The 14,327-nt window shown below is 53.3% G+C and carries 11 protein-coding genes; 1 reads left to right on the top strand and 10 read right to left on the bottom strand.

Annotation, left to right across the window (positions count from 1 at the left end; translation table 11 throughout):
• Positions 1–15: 15 nt before the first annotated feature.
• The 8 genes from HMPREF1508_RS03235 to glgB form a co-directional block, all read right to left on the bottom strand.
• Positions 16–1,350 (bottom strand): ABC transporter substrate-binding protein, encoded by a 1,335-nt coding sequence (locus tag HMPREF1508_RS03235; RefSeq protein WP_044959351.1) that lies wholly within the window; start codon positions 1,348–1,350, stop codon positions 16–18.
• 57 nt (positions 1,351–1,407) lie between these two features.
• Positions 1,408–2,094 carry an N-acetylmannosamine-6-phosphate 2-epimerase gene (locus tag HMPREF1508_RS03230; protein ID WP_044959349.1) on the bottom strand — a complete coding sequence of 229 codons (687 nt, stop codon included), beginning with the start codon at positions 2,092–2,094 and terminating at the stop codon, positions 1,408–1,410.
• 131 nt (positions 2,095–2,225) lie between these two features.
• The gene (nagB, locus tag HMPREF1508_RS03225; RefSeq protein WP_044959347.1) at positions 2,226–2,972 is read right to left on the bottom strand and encodes a glucosamine-6-phosphate deaminase; all 747 of its coding nucleotides are present in this window, start codon (positions 2,970–2,972) and stop codon (positions 2,226–2,228) included.
• 87 nt (positions 2,973–3,059) lie between these two features.
• The gene (locus tag HMPREF1508_RS03220) at positions 3,060–3,902 is read right to left on the bottom strand and encodes a MurR/RpiR family transcriptional regulator (RefSeq protein ID WP_006905799.1); all 843 of its coding nucleotides are present in this window, start codon (positions 3,900–3,902) and stop codon (positions 3,060–3,062) included.
• A 537-nt stretch (positions 3,903–4,439) separates the two neighbouring features.
• On the bottom strand, positions 4,440–5,876 hold the full coding sequence (gene glgA / locus HMPREF1508_RS03215; protein ID WP_044959345.1) for a glycogen synthase GlgA: 1,437 nt from the start codon (positions 5,874–5,876) through the stop codon (positions 4,440–4,442).
• Positions 5,873–7,009 carry a glucose-1-phosphate adenylyltransferase subunit GlgD gene (gene glgD / locus HMPREF1508_RS03210; protein WP_044959343.1) on the bottom strand — a complete coding sequence of 379 codons (1,137 nt, stop codon included), beginning with the start codon at positions 7,007–7,009 and terminating at the stop codon, positions 5,873–5,875. The genes glgA and glgD overlap by 4 nt, the downstream gene beginning before the upstream one ends.
• Positions 6,999–8,138 (bottom strand): glucose-1-phosphate adenylyltransferase, encoded by a 1,140-nt coding sequence (locus HMPREF1508_RS03205; RefSeq protein WP_044959341.1) that lies wholly within the window; start codon positions 8,136–8,138, stop codon positions 6,999–7,001. The genes glgD and HMPREF1508_RS03205 overlap by 11 nt, the downstream gene beginning before the upstream one ends.
• Positions 8,139–8,193: 55 nt before the next feature.
• Complete coding sequence (glgB, locus tag HMPREF1508_RS03200) at positions 8,194–10,089, bottom strand: 1,4-alpha-glucan branching protein GlgB (protein ID WP_044959339.1); 1,896 nt, start codon at positions 10,087–10,089, stop codon at positions 8,194–8,196.
• A gap of 244 nt (positions 10,090–10,333) precedes the next feature.
• On the opposite strand from glgB, the gene HMPREF1508_RS03195 reads away from it, so the two are divergent.
• Positions 10,334–11,092 (top strand): alpha/beta fold hydrolase, encoded by a 759-nt coding sequence (locus HMPREF1508_RS03195; RefSeq protein WP_044959338.1) that lies wholly within the window; start codon positions 10,334–10,336, stop codon positions 11,090–11,092.
• A gap of 117 nt (positions 11,093–11,209) precedes the next feature.
• Here HMPREF1508_RS03195 and pulA read toward each other — a convergent pair whose 3' ends face one another.
• Complete coding sequence (pulA, locus tag HMPREF1508_RS03190) at positions 11,210–13,405, bottom strand: type I pullulanase (RefSeq protein WP_084640223.1); 2,196 nt, start codon at positions 13,403–13,405, stop codon at positions 11,210–11,212.
• Positions 13,406–13,462: 57 nt separating this feature from the next.
• Positions 13,463–14,272 (bottom strand): pyrroline-5-carboxylate reductase, encoded by an 810-nt coding sequence (gene proC / locus HMPREF1508_RS03185; RefSeq protein ID WP_044959337.1) that lies wholly within the window; start codon positions 14,270–14,272, stop codon positions 13,463–13,465.
• Between the last annotated feature and the right edge of the window lie 55 nt (positions 14,273–14,327).

The raw sequence follows: 14,327 nt of genomic DNA, 5'->3' as shown, positions 1-14,327 counted from the left end.
TGAAATTCCCTCTTATTATTTCTTGGCAGCCGCCGCGTTGGCATTGGTATCGAAGGTCTTGACCTCATTGGCGATATCTCCGCCGGCGCCGACTCTCTGCAGCATGTTCCACCACTCGGTGCGGGCAGTCGCCCAGCCCGGAACCACCTGATAGTAGTCGCCCATAGAAGGCATGAACTTATCGGTGAACATCTTCATCACCTTCTCATTTGCCTGTCCCGTGTAGACATCCCCAAGGTCCTTATGTGCGGGGAAGAAACCGGACTCGAGAACGGACTTCTTGGTCTGGGTCTGGTCATTGGCCATGAAATCAATGAACTTCTTGGCCGCCTCAATCTTTGACTGAGAGCCGTTGTTGAATATTCCAAAGCCCCAGATGCCGCCGCAGAGCTCCGCCTTGCCGTCACTGGAGGGGAACTGCATGGGGATGATCTCATCTCCATTATTGGTCTTGCCCGCCTCGCCGTTTTTGGAATCATTCTGCTGCGATGCGTTCCAGCAATTGGAAATCGCCAGCGTTCCGTTCCTGAAGAGCGTGATCTCATCTCCGCCGGCGATGGAGGGATCGAACTTAACCCCCTTGGTATCCTTCAATGCCTGCAAGGCCTTGATGTTAGCCTCTGAGTTCACCGTATACTGGGTATGCTCCGTATTGGTAAAACGGCCTTTGTAGAGGTTGTTCACCAGCGCGCGGGTCCCCTGGTCGCCGCCCTGGCCGGAGCAGTAGACCGCTGTGACGTCGGCTCCCTGACCGGATTCTGCCAGAGCCTTGACTGCCTTTAAGTAGTTCTCGGTTGTCCAGGTGTGATTCTCCAGATCCAGATACTGAAGCGCGTTGGCCTTCTCGAATTTGGCCTTATTGATCGCCATGCAGTGGGCAACCATGCAGAGCGGATACTCATAGTATTTCCCGTCGGAGCTCTTGCAGGCAGCCGTGATATTGGGATAGAAATCCTTGGCCGCGTCCTTGGCGAACATATCGGCCAGATCAACCATCAATCCCTTAGCCCCCCAGTTGGCAACCAGTCTCTCCGGTCCTTCCATAATCAGATCGGGAGCCTTCTTACCCTCAATCGCGGTGTTGACCTGATCGTCGCCGGTCTTGTAGTCCAGATACTGAACCGTCACCTTGATATCCGGATACTTCTCGTTGAAGCTGGCAATCAGCTTGTCAACCGTCTCCGACTTGCCCCAGTTGCCGATGGGATAAGTCCACAGGGTAATGGACTCTTTGCCGTCGGTCTTGCCGCTGTCTGTCGAAGCGCTCTTCTTGCCCTGGCCGCAGCCGGCGAGAGCGCCGACAAGCATTGTCGCTGCCAAACCTGTTGCTAGAACTCTCTTAAATCTCATATAAAACCCCTCCTAAAATGTACGATCCCGGAGATTTTCTCTCCTTACTGTGGATCCCTACTCCAGCGCCCGGGCGAATGCCCTGGTGATCAGCTGCGGTCTTGTAATAATGGAGCCTACCACAACGGCAAATGCTCCCAGATCAATCACTCTTCTCGCCTTCTCCGGCGTGTTGATATTTCCCTCGGCAATCACCCGATGCCTGGCTTTGTCGATAATCGCCCTCAGGATATCGAAATCATTGGCCTCTATCTTATCTCCCCGGCTCTGGGGCGTATAACCCACCATGGTTGTCCCGATAAAGTCAAATCCGAGCGCATCGGCATGCATGGCTTCCTCAACAGTGGAGCAGTCCGCCATCCACAGCTGATCCGGATAATCCCGTTTTAGCTCAGTAAAGAAGTCATCCAGGCTCCTGCCGTCCGGCCGCAGAGCGCCGGTCGCGTCCAGAGCGATAATATCAGGCTTCACTTCCATTAATTCCTCCACCTCTTTCATGGTCGGAGTAATGTAGACCTGGCAGTCCGGATAATCCCGCTTGACAATGCCGATCACAGGCAGATCGACCGTAGACTGAATCTCTCTGATATCCTCCGCCGTATTGGCCCGGATCCCGGCCGCACCGCCTTCCTGCGCCGCGGCTGCCATGCGTCCCATAATGAAAGAGGAATGAAGCGGTTCATTCTCCAGAGCCTGACATGAGACAATGAGCTTACCCTTGAGTGCTTCCACTCGATTTCTCATTTGCTTCCCCTTTCCCTTCTGATAGGGAGATCATATCACTATATAAATGTATTTTCAATATATATTTTCTTTTTGGAAATTTTTTCTTTCATTTTTGTTTATAAAAGACCCGCGCCAGGCCGCAGGAAAAATCACAATCTGCCTTCCATCCGGCAGAGACGCAGGGCAGCCCGATCCGCAATCAGGACAACATCCCTGTGCAGCTGGAGAATCGAGGCCGGCAGCCGGGGTGTCACCGGGCCGAAGAATGCGTCCCTGACCGCCCGGGCCTTATCCTCTCCGCTGACAATCACCAGAATCTTTTTGGCCCGCAAAATGCTTCCGACCCCCATCGTAATTGCCCGCCTGGGCACATCCTCTCTGCGGGCAAAGAGACGGGCATTGGCATTGATCGTGCTCTCCGTCAGCTCAACCACGTGCGTCCCGTTCTCAAAGGCATCCCCCGGCTCATTGAAACCGATATGCCCATTGTGGCCCAGCCCGAGAAGCTGCAGGTCAACTCCTCCCAGGTCTTGAACCAGGCGATCGTAGTCCCTGCACTCTCTGTCTACATCCTCCGCCATCCCGTTGGGCACGTGCGTATGATTGACGTCGATATTGACCTTGTCAAAGAGATGCTCGTTCATAAAAAAACGGTAGCTGGCGGGGGAGCTGCCGTCCAGCCCCAGATATTCATCCAGATTTATTGTCTTTACTTCCGAGAAATCAATATCTCCCTTTCGATACCACTCCACCAGCTGCCGATAGGTCCCGATCGGAGAAGATCCCGTGGCCAGACCCAAAACCGCGTCCGGCTTTAAGATCACCTGTGCCGAAATCAGATTGGCCGCCTGCCGGCTCATCTGTCCTTCATCTTCTGCCTGATAGATTCTTACCATAGCTCCCCCTCTTCTTAAAACTCTGGTCTTGTCCTGTTTCATCATCTCCGAACACGCGCGGGTATTCCCCCCTCTCGCCCAGCCGGTCTAATAGAGCTTATTTACCACAGCATTTGCTGTCTTTTGACGATTTTCCCTGGCCTTCTTACCGTTCGCCTTAAAATAGCACTGATAGAGAATATCAATGATATGCAGCTGGCTTAATTTGGCTCCCATGGATCCCCCTTCCAGAGGCCCTTCCTTGGAGCCGCAGATTAAGACGCAGTCTGAGAACTCGGTCAGAGGGGATTTGAGGAAGCGGGTGATGGAAATAACCTTGGCCCCTGCCTCTTTTGCAATCTGCGCCACCTCGACAGTATCCTTGGTCGATCCGGAATAGGACACCACAAAGAGCAGGTCCTCTTCTGTCATCATAGAGGCCGCCATGGCCTGCAGGTGGGTATCCCCTGCGCACATCACCTTGGGCGTGACATGCAGGAACTTGTTGTTGGCCTCAATGGCCGCCGTCTTACTGTCGCCTACCCCGAAGAACATGATCTGTCTGGCCTCGGTCAACATTCTGACCGCCTGATCCACCTTTTCCTTATCCAGAAGCTGGTTGGTCTCGTTAATGGCCTCCAGATGGCTCTTCAATACCTGCTGGAAGATCGGCTCCTTGCCGTCCTCTTCTTCGCTTTCTTCCTCGCCCTTCTCATGTCCCATATTGATCGAGAGCCACATCTTAAACTCCTGGTAGCCCTTTGCCCCGATGGTACGACAGAAGCGATGCACCGAGGCGTCCGCCACATGGCACTCCTCCGCCAGCTCCGTAATCGACATGAAAAGAACCTTCTGGGCGTTTTTCTGCACATAGTCGGCAATTTTCTTCTCGGTTCTGGTCAATTGGTTATAAGAGAGCTGCATAGACAGCAACACATTCGGAATTGCCATAAAATCCTCCTAATCGCTTGTCCTATTGCCTTTTTACTGTTCTTTATCTCAACTTCCTGTTTTTATTTTAACTTCCTGTCCCAACTGATTATAGGTTGGCCGAAATTTATTTTCAACATTATTTTCATTCCACTGCATAAACTGTCTATAATTTTCAATAGCATCGGATCATAGGCTCTTCGCAGCTCGTCTGCAGCGCTATATCCTGGATCCTGCATCCCGGCAATTTCCCCTTGTCACTAATAAATCGTTTTGGCTGTCGGCAAATTCTTTCGACGATAAAAGGCAGAAAAAAACCAGCCCTTTGATTCGCAGCTGTATCTGTCGATCAAAGAGCCGGTCTTCTCTGTCGAAGTCTCTCCCCAGATTCGATTTCTGCCTCTTTCGCCAAGTGAATCAACGCAATTGTATTCCTGCCCCTTTCGCCAAGTGACTCAACGCAATTGAATTTCAGTTTCTTTCTCCGGGCGAATCAACGCAATTGAATTTCAGTCTCTCTCTCCGGGCGAATCAACGCAATTGAATCCCTGTCATCTCCTATGCGGGGATCAGCTGACGGTAGAGATCAAGGTAGGCCTGACTGGCGGTATCCCATGAGAAATCCCTGGTCATGGCATTCTGCTGAAGATCCCTCCATCCTTCTCTGTCATTGTGATAGACATCAAGGGCCCTCTCAATGGTCTTGACCATCCAGTAGCCGGAGAATTCCCGGAAGGAGAAGCCTGTGCCCTCATGGGTCACGACATTGTACGGCGTAACCGTATCCTTAAGTCCCCCTACCTCGCTGACGATCGGAAGTGTCCCGTAACGCATGGACATCATCTGCGACAGGCCGCAGGGCTCAAAGGCAGACGGCATGAGGAAGAGGTCACAGCCCGCGTAGATCTGTTGGGCAAGTTCCAGGTTGAAGGTGATATGGGCCGATACCTTATCCCTAAAGGTCTGGCCGAACCACCAGAAATCATGCTCGTAGGCAGGGTATCCGGTCCCCAGGACAACCATCTGCAGGTCATGTCGCAGGAGGTTGTTCAATTCACTGACCACCAGACCGAATCCCTTCTGGTCTGTCAATCTGGATACAATCCCGATCAGGGGCACATCCGAGCGGACCGGGAGACCCACACGCCTCTGGAGGTCCTCCTTGTCAAGGGCTTTGCCGGACAGGTCCTTCGCCGAGAAATGATGGGGGATGAGCGGGTCCGTCTCCGGGTTAAAGAGTTCTGTGTCTATCCCGTTGACAAGGCCGGATAGCTTGCCGGACTCCATCCGCATGATCTGGTCAAGCCCCTTGCCAAATTCCGGCCTCTGGATCTCCTGCGCGTAGGAGGGGGACACCGTTGTCACCCGGTCGGCATAGAGAACGCCTGCCTTCATCCAGTTCAGGCAGTTGTTCCAGCGGAGGATTCCGTCTGCATAACGGCGATAGCCCACGCCGAAGAGCTCCCCTAACATACTGCTGTCAAACTGGCCCTGGAATTCGATGTTATGAATGGTAAAGACCGTCCGAATTCCCTGATAGGCCTGAATCCAGTGATACTTCTCCTTGAGCAGAAAAGGGATCATGGCCGTGTGATAGTCGTGGACATGAAGCACATCCGGTATGAAATCGATCCGCTCCATGAGCTCGATGGCCGCCAGCTGGAAGAAGGCAAAGCGCTCGCCGTCATCTCCCTCTCCGTAGACCCTGCCCCGGAAGAAATACTGCTGATTGTCCAGGAAATAGAAGGTAACCCCCTCCCGGATCAGCTTTCTGATCCCAACATACTGATGGCGCCAGCCCACATCGGTATAGTAGTATCCCTCATAGGAGACCTGATCACCGAACCCTGCATCCACCAGGTCATAATAGGGAAGAACGACAATGACCTCATTCCCCTTTTTCGCCAGAGCCTTGGGAAGGGCTCCAATCACATCCCCCAGGCCACCCGTCTTGGCAAAAGGCGCCCCTTCCGCCGCTGCAAACATAATTTTCATTGAATAATATCTCCTGTGATCTCCTGTCCCTTGCCGATGACCAATAGGTTATCAGCGCTGCCGCGAAGCGTCACTCCCTCGGGGATCTGCACATTCTTATCGATAATCGCGTACTCTACCGTGGCCATCTTATGAATTTGCACCTTCGGGGAGACTACGGACCATCTGACGCTCGCGCTCTCGTCGACCAGGCAGTTACGTCCCACGACAGAGTGCTCGACTGCTCCTCTGATGATGGATCCAGAGGCAAACTGTGAATTCTTGATCCGTGAGTCCGCGTCGAAATAGGTCGCTTCCTCATTCTTGACCTTCGTGTAGATCTTCTGGTTCCCGTAGAAAAGAGCGTAGAACTTCTGCGGGTCAAGCATGTCCATATTGGCCTGGTAGTAGGCCTGAACCGAGTTGATATTGGCCAGATATCCCGAGTGTTCGAAGGCTAGTGCCCCCGCTTCTGACAAAAGATCCCGAAGGACAAAGCAGATCTTTCTCATCTGCTCTTTCTTCGCTTCCTCCTCCAGCTTCTCGATCAGCCAGGGGGTATCAACCACGTAGATATCCGCATTCATGGGGGCAATCTCCGGGGCATCGGAAAGGCTGATCTTGCCCGCTACCGTATCCGTATCGTCAATTTGCAGGATCTCGTTCATCTCGGAGATCTGCGTCTTGGGCAGCCTCTTATAGACCACAGTCACCTTGCCGCCACTGCCATTGTGGACATGGATGACCTGCTCCAGATTGATATTGCAGAGGATATCAAAGGGCATATAGATGGTCTGGTCAGACCCCGATGTCTTCAGGTACGTCAGGAGCTGACTGTAGTAATCCCTGTCTGCCATCCGGCAGTCCTCCTGGTCCTCAAGAAAGGAAGGAAAGTAATGGCTCAACAGGGTATTTAACCCCCAGACCCGTCCGGACCTGACATGGTCGAAGACCGAGCGGGTATTCCTCCCGCTGAAAATCGCATAGACGCTGCGAATCCCGGAATTGGCGATGCTTGACAGCTGAAAGTCGATCAGTCGGTACTTCCCGTCAAAGGGAAGCGTCGCCAGGGGTCTTTCCTTCGTCAGACCTCCCATATCCAGACAACCTGCTCCCACATTTCCTAAAATCGCTGTATACTTATCAATCTTCATCTGGCGCCCCCACTACTTCGTTATACCCGACAACTGCCACTTCTTCGCTGCCATCAATCACAACATTCTCACCAATGGTAGCGCCCTCGCCGACAATGGCCCGCGTCACATGGGCCCCGGCCTTAACGGTAGCTCCGCTCATGACGAAGCTGTCCCTGATCACCGCCCCTTCTTCCACCTTGACATTGGTTGACAGGATGGAATGTTCGACCTTGCCGGAGACGAAGCAGCCGTCGACGACAAGGGAATCGTTGACCGTCGCCTCGTCACTGATGAAGTTGGGCGGGGCAATGACATTCTTCGAGTAGATCTTCCAGGACCGGTCGCGGCTGTTCAATGCATTGTCCACGTCAATGTACTCCATATTGGCTTCCCAGAGAGACTCGATGGTTCCGACGTCTTTCCAGTAGCCGTGAAAATGATAGGTGTATACCGGTTCGCCGTGTTCCAGATAGGCGGGAATGACATTTTTGCCGAAATCAGACATGTCCACTTCATTTTTCTCGGCATTGACAAGCATGGTCTTTAATTTCTGCCAGTCAAAAATGTAGATTCCCATGGAAGCGTGCCTTGACTTGGGATGCTTGGGCTTCTCCTCAAATTCGACAATCCGATCATTGGCATCCGTGTTCATGATTCCAAAGCGGCTGGCCTCTTCCAGAGGCACATCGATGACCGCCACAGTCAGACTGGCATGCTTATCCTTGTGCTGTCTGAGCATGTCGTCATAGTCCATCTTGTAAATATGGTCGCCTGAGAGAATGAGGACATATTTGGGGTTGATGCTGTCAATATAATCCATATTCTGGTATATGGCATGGCTGGTCCCCAGGAACCAGCGATTCCCCTCCTTGGCGGAATAGGGCTGGAGGATGGTTGCACCGGTATCAATTCCGTCCAGGCCCCAGGAAGATCCGTTTCCAATATGGCTGTTTAAGATCAGGGGCTGGTACTGGGTGATCACACCGACATTCTTAATTCCGGAATTGGCGCAATTGGACAGGGCAAAGTCAATGATCCGATAGCGTCCCCCAAACTGTACCGCCGGTTTGGCGATGTTCTGCGTCAGCTTCCCCAGACGCGTCCCCTGCCCGCCGGCAAGAATTAGAGCCAACATTTCATTTTTCATGTAGATCCACCCCTTTTCTGATCACGGATACCATGATTGCTCTGTACTGATGTCTTTATTCTCTGTGAGTCTTCGGCTGCTTCACGCGGCGTTTCACCCTCCATACACTGGCGCCGAGCGCCGGCAGGGTGAAGCTGAGCGTGTTTGTATAGTCCTTCCAGCTCCCCTCCTGCGTCATAGTGTCAGGATTGTGCTCCTTCCACACACCGCCGAATTCCTCAAGCTCTGTATTGATGACCTCCTGATAGAGCCCGGCGACAGGAACCCCAATGGTGAAATTCTTTCGCTCCACCGGCGTCATATTGAAGACGCAGACCAAAAAATCTCCCTTATCCCCCTTGCGGATAAATGAGAGGACGCTCTCCGCCCGATTGTCCGCATCGATCACCTCCAAACCATCGTAGGAATCATCGATCTGCCAGAGGGCCTTGTGCTCTTTGTAGAAGGCATTGAGACGACTGGTGAAATACTGCATCTGCCGGTTCATGCGGTCGTCCAGATTGCCCCATTCCAGCTGATAATCGTATTTCCATTCCAGGAACTGACCGAATTCAGAGCCCATAAAGAGGAGCTTCTTCCCTGGATGGCAGATCTGGTAGGCGTACAGGTTTCGCAGTCCTGCGAATTGATTGTAGCGGTCTCCCCACATCTTATGCATCATGCTCTTCTTGCCATGAACCACCTCATCATGGGAAAACGGAAGGACGAAGTGTTCATTGAAGACATACATGAAGCTGAATGTCACCAGGTTGAAGTCGTACTGGCGGTAAATGGGATCCTCCTCATAGAACTTGAGAATATCGTTCATCCATCCCATGTTCCACTTGAAGTCAAAGCCCAGACCTCCCTCTTCAAAGGGCCTTGTAATCGGCGTAGCTGCCGTGGACTCCTCGGCGATCATCATAACGTCCGGGTGATAGAACTTAACGACCCCATTGAGCCGCTGCAGGAAGTTGTATCCCTCCATATTGCGGTTGCCCCCGTCCTGATTCGGCGTCCAGGGTCCCTCGTCGTAGTCCAGGTAGAGCATATTAGAGACCGCGTCCACGCGAAGCCCGTCGATATGATATTCCTCCAGCCAGAATAGAGCACTTGAGAGCAAAAAGGACTGCACCTGATTCTTGCCCAGATCGAAATTCAAAGCGCCCCAGCGATAATTGTGGGCCCGGTGATGATCCTGGTACTCAAAGGTCGGCGTCCCGTCGAAATAAGCCAGGGCGTCATCATTCTGCGTAAAATGTCCTGGCACCCAGTCCACGAGCACCCCGATATTATGCTGGTGACAGGCCTCGACAAAATCCTGAAAATCCTCCGGGCTTCCATAGGTATGCTCCAAAGCAAAATAACCCATGAGCTGATATCCCCAGCTCATTCCCAGTGGGTGTGCCATGAGGGGCAAGAACTCCACGTGAGTGTAGTGCATCTTCTCCAGATAGGGGATCAGTTCCTCCTTCAACTCCCGAAACGTGTAGGGAGTCCCGTCTTCTCTAAGCTTCCAGGAAGACGCGTGTACCTCATAGATATTGACCGGGCGCTTCTGAAATCCAAACCGCTTGCGCCGTCCCATCCAGGGACCATCCCTCCATTTTCTCTCTCTCTTCAGACGGACAATCGCGCCCGTCCCCGGCCTGGCTTCCAAATAGCTCGCGAAGGGATCCATCTTCTCAACGACCTGTCCTCCCTTTCTCTTCACCAGGTACTTATAGATCTGCCCCTCCCTGGGAAGATCGGAAGAAACCTCCCAGACTCCGATATGGTTCCTGACCATATCGATCGGATTCTGGAACCAGCCGGTAAAGTCTCCGATCAGCTGAACCTGCTCGGCGTGCGGAGCCCAGACGCGAAAAACGAACGCCCCCTCCCGGCTTTCATCCTGATGAAGCCCCAGGTAGTCCTGCAGGTGAAAATTCTCACCCAGCCCGAATGTGTACATTTCCTCTTCCAAACGCATACGATCACCTCACTTCTCGAATACGACCATGTAATCGTTAAATCTATTATATCACTTACTTGTGTTTATCTGAAAATTATTAATTTGTATTTACATTATTGAATTAACTTTCAGAAAGTGTCATAATAGTTAAATCAGCATTTTTTTAAAAACAATTTCCTGCCCCTCGCGTCGGCGAGGAAATCTGACATAGCAGATGTTTGATAAGCCGGGAATGCGGAAATAATAGAGGAGATGCAGATAGATGACATTTCATGAATACGGAACACAGAATGAGAAGGTAATCGTGCTCATCCATCCCTCCGCGGTCATGTGGGACTATTTTTCTTACCTGGTTCCCCTCCTTGAAAGGGACTTTCATCTGCTGATTCCTGCCCTGCCCGGATACGATGAGGCAAACCCGGATACGGACTACACGAGCGTGGAGGAGATCGCGTCGCAGATCGCCGGCTTTCTGTCCGCACGAAACATAGACCGCGTCGATCTCTTATACGGATGTTCCATGGGCGGAAGCATTGTCATCCGCATGTTGGCGGACCCTCTCATCGCGATAGAAAACGCGGTCATTGACGGAGGAATTACCCCCTATCAGCTCCCTCGGATTATCACTCGTCTCATTGCAGCCAGGGATTTTCTGATGATATCCATGGGGAAAATCGGCGGTCTGAAATTGCTGGAAAAGGTTTTCTCCACGGATGAATACAGCGCGGAGGATTTGAAATACATCGAGAAGACGCTTGGCTTTATGAGCTACCGGACGATCTGGCGGACCTTCGAGTCCTGCAACAATTACCGGATGCCGGATCCTGTGCCGGAAATCCCCGGGCATATGGAATACTGGTATGGGGACAAGGAACAAAAAGACCGCAAATGGGACATCCGATATATCAGGAAAAACTTCCCCCAGGCCAGGTTGGTTCGGATGAAGAATTGCGGACACGCCAGCATGGCCTCCCTTCACCCGGAGAAAATGACGGCCCTGTTCCGGAAATTGCTCCAATAAGATACCCTTTTGGCATTCTCTGATAAGATACTCTTTGGCATTCTCTGATCGCGCAGGAAAGGGTCTGTGAAGAAATGAAAGCTCATTTCCTCACAGACCCTTTTCAATTGAAGTAAATCAGGAAATCTCAAGCGTCTTTTTACGGTTGTCAAAGCAATAGCGCTTCTTACTGGCGCCCAGGCTCTCCAGGGCCACAAGTCCGGATCCCCCCTGACTGCTCTTGATCAGCATCTGATTTCCAATCTCCTCGTAGCTCTTGCAGGAGAACTCCGGCGCTGTCTTCTTCAGGCGGATCAGATCCCTGACCGCCGCGATCAGGTCCGCCTTGCGCGTAATCCGGTTCCAGTCAATGGCATTGACCGCGTCCGGAGCATTATAACTGTTCCTGGCCCTGGCGTAATCGCTGTCCGTGTACTCCCCGTTCTGACCCGTCGCCACAAGCTTGGTCCGCTGAAACTCCTGCCCCAGCTGCATGAAACAGAGGCCCTGCATGAGCAGATTCAGGGCATTGGCCAGGTAGACCCGCTTTTCCAGCTCCTCCTCGGACTCCCCCGGGTGCAGGAGGGTCAAAAGATCGTTCAGATTGTAATTGTCATGTGCCTCAATGTAGTTCAAGACCTGGTTGGGAGCGACATAGGATACGAAGGCCAGGCTGCCGAGCAGGGCCTTGCCGATCCTGTCTTCCTCTGCCTGCCCCGAGACAAAGCCCTTCTTGATCTGGTCATAGACCTCAGCCCCCTTGACCGCGTCTCGCTCATCGTCATTAAAGAAGGCGATCCGGGGCATGAAGTGGGCATTGCCCTTGGTGGCCTTGTACTGACCCGGCAGGCCGCGGCCCATATCCCAGCCCTCTCCATAGATGAGGATGCGGGGATCGATCCGATCCATGGCGGACCGAATGGCATTCATGGTATCGATATCGTGAAGTCCCATCAGGTCAAAGCGGAAACCGTCAACTCCAAATTCCCCGGCCCAATAGCTGAGGGAATCTATCATGTACTTCCGGTACATCTCCTTCTCACTGGCCGTCTCATTGCCGCATCCCGACCCGTCCTGGAAAGAGCCGTCATAGTTCATGCGGTAGTAGTAATTCGGCACCGAAAGCTGGAAGGGAGATCGGAAGGAAGAATAGGTGTGGTTGTAGACCACGTCCATGATGACCCCGATCCCGGCCTCGTGATAGGCCTGTATCATCCGCTTCATCTCCAGAATCGGTGCCAGCGGGTCCTTCTGATCCGCGGCGAACTGCCTGTCCGGCACATTGTAGTTCTCCGGGTCGTACCCCCAGTTATAATTGAGATTTCCGTCCGCGTCGTAGGTCTTGTGGTGGTCAAAAACGGGCTGCAGCTGGACATAGGAATAGCCCATCTGCCTGATATAATCGAAGGCAGTCACGTCTCCACAGGCGTTTCGCGTACCCGGCTGACAGGCTCCCAGAAAAGTCCCTCTTAACCCGGCCTCCAGTCCGGAGCTGGCGGACTTGGTGAAATCCCTCAGATGAAGCTCCACAATTACCGCAGAGCAGGGATTTTTCACCCGCCAGACGGCATTTGCCCCATGCTCCACCTTGAAATTCTCCGGAACCAGGTCCTGGGGCGCCGCAATCAGGCTCCTCTGATTGCCCAGGGTCAGGGCAATGCTGTATGGATCTCTCGTCTCCTGGTAGAAATCGTCCTCGTGGTAGACCCGGTAGACATAGGATGCTCCCCTTAAATCCTCCTCGATCGTCAGAGACCAGACTCCTCGCGTATTCTTCCTGTGATCAGTGAAATGAACCCTCTCCCCACGCTTCATGTCATAGACGCGGGCCCGCTCTTCTCCGGCGGCATATAAGACCAGTTCAACCCGGTGCGCCAGCGGAGACCAGAGGCGAAAGCAGGTCTCAGACGGATCGTAACGGTATCCCAGCCAGCCCTGAAAGCCCCAGCGGCGATCAAAATCCTGAATGTGAACCGCCATATCAAAGGCCGTCTGATCCGGATCCTTCAGATGAGGACTGGTCAGGGCCGCCTGCTTGGAGTAATACACCTGTCCGTCTCCTTCCACCAGCCAGATCTCGTTGGGAGCATCCCCGACAAAGCGCCTGACCTTATAGTCATTCGTCTGTTTCGACCAGTCGTCCGTCTTGACCAGCAGATTCACCAGGGTCATAAAGCGGCTGGCGGGAAAGCTGATCTGTCCATAGAGACCGAAGTCGTCTCTACCGGAGAAAGAGGCGTCCTGCCCCCAGTATCCGTCCAGCCATTTCCACATGCTATAATGACGCCCATCTCCATCCTTGCTGTGGAAATGAACCATCAGTTGGTTATCCATTCTCTCTCTCTTTCAAACATTTTCTCAGTAACACTCCGCCCGGCAGAGATCCTTTCCTCAGCCCTTCATCTCTTCTGACTTCTTCACCGCAGCCAGAATGCCGTCCATGACGAGGCCGCGAAAACCGCCCTCTTCCAAGGCCTTGAGTCCGGCTATCGTCGTCCCTCCCGGAGAGGTCACCTGGTCCTTGAGCTGTCCCGGCACAAGGCCGGTCTCCAAGACCATTTTGGCGGATCCCAGAACTGCCTGCGCCGCGAAGGTGTAGGCCTGAGACCTGGGCAGGCCTGACGCGACCCCTGCATCGGCCATAGCCTCAATCAGCATATAGATATAGGCCGGGGAAGATCCGCTCAGGCCGGTCACCGCGTCCATCAGGTTCTCCGGAACCACCTCCGCCCTTCCCAGGGCCTCAAAGAGCCTGACAGCAAGGGCCATATCTTCTTTTGACAGTTCCCTATTTGGGGTCAGCGCCGACATGGCCTCCCCGACCATGGCCGGCGTATTGGGCATGACGCGAACCAGGCGGACCGGGCGTCCAAAAGCGCCCTCTAAGGTCTTCAGGCTCTTCCCGGCGACAATGCTGATGATCAGCGTGTCTTCTGCAAGCGCGTCGCGGATCTGCAAAATGACCTCATCTAAGACCTTGGGCTTGACCGCCAGGACTAAAACCCGGCCGAAGGCCGCCGCCTGACAATTGTCCGCTGTTGTCTTCACACCGAAGTCTGCCGCCATCCGGTCTCGGCTGGACTGGCTGGGGGCGGAGACCATGATCTGATCCCCCAGAAAGAGCCCCTGACTGATAATGCCTCGAATGATGGCGGAGGCCATATTGCCCGCCCCGATAAAAGCGATCCTTTTGTCTTCCATACTTCTCTCCGATTCCTCATCCCGCCTGCGCCGCCGATTCTATCCCGCAAAGCTT

Source organism: Shuttleworthella sp. MSX8B, assembly GCF_000524295.1.
Lineage (GTDB): Bacteria > Bacillota > Clostridia > Lachnospirales > Lachnospiraceae > Shuttleworthia > Shuttleworthia satelles.
Note: the sequence above shows the minus strand (reverse complement) of the source record. Positions and strands in the feature narration are given on the sequence as shown.

Bases quoted from the DNA above. Each gene is read 5' to 3' on its own strand.
- HMPREF1508_RS03235 (WP_044959351.1), bottom strand. From the start codon at position 1,350: ATGAGATTTAAGAGAGTTCTAGCAACAGGTTTGGCAGCGACAATGCTT.
- HMPREF1508_RS03230 (WP_044959349.1), bottom strand. From the start codon at position 2,094: ATGAGAAATCGAGTGGAAGCACTCAAGGGTAAGCTCATTGTCTCATGT.
- nagB (WP_044959347.1), bottom strand. From the start codon at position 2,972: ATGGTAAGAATCTATCAGGCAGAAGATGAAGGACAGATGAGCCGGCAG.
- HMPREF1508_RS03220 (WP_006905799.1), bottom strand. From the start codon at position 3,902: ATGGCAATTCCGAATGTGTTGCTGTCTATGCAGCTCTCTTATAACCAA.
- glgA (WP_044959345.1), bottom strand. From the start codon at position 5,876: ATGAAAATTATGTTTGCAGCGGCGGAAGGGGCGCCTTTTGCCAAGACG.
- glgD (WP_044959343.1), bottom strand. From the start codon at position 7,009: ATGAAGATTGATAAGTATACAGCGATTTTAGGAAATGTGGGAGCAGGT.
- HMPREF1508_RS03205 (WP_044959341.1), bottom strand. From the start codon at position 8,138: ATGAAAAATGAAATGTTGGCTCTAATTCTTGCCGGCGGGCAGGGGACG.
- glgB (WP_044959339.1), bottom strand. From the start codon at position 10,089: ATGCGTTTGGAAGAGGAAATGTACACATTCGGGCTGGGTGAGAATTTT.
- HMPREF1508_RS03195 (WP_044959338.1), top strand. From the start codon at position 10,334: ATGACATTTCATGAATACGGAACACAGAATGAGAAGGTAATCGTGCTC.
- pulA (WP_084640223.1), bottom strand. From the start codon at position 13,405: ATGGATAACCAACTGATGGTTCATTTCCACAGCAAGGATGGAGATGGG.
- proC (WP_044959337.1), bottom strand. From the start codon at position 14,272: ATGGAAGACAAAAGGATCGCTTTTATCGGGGCGGGCAATATGGCCTCC.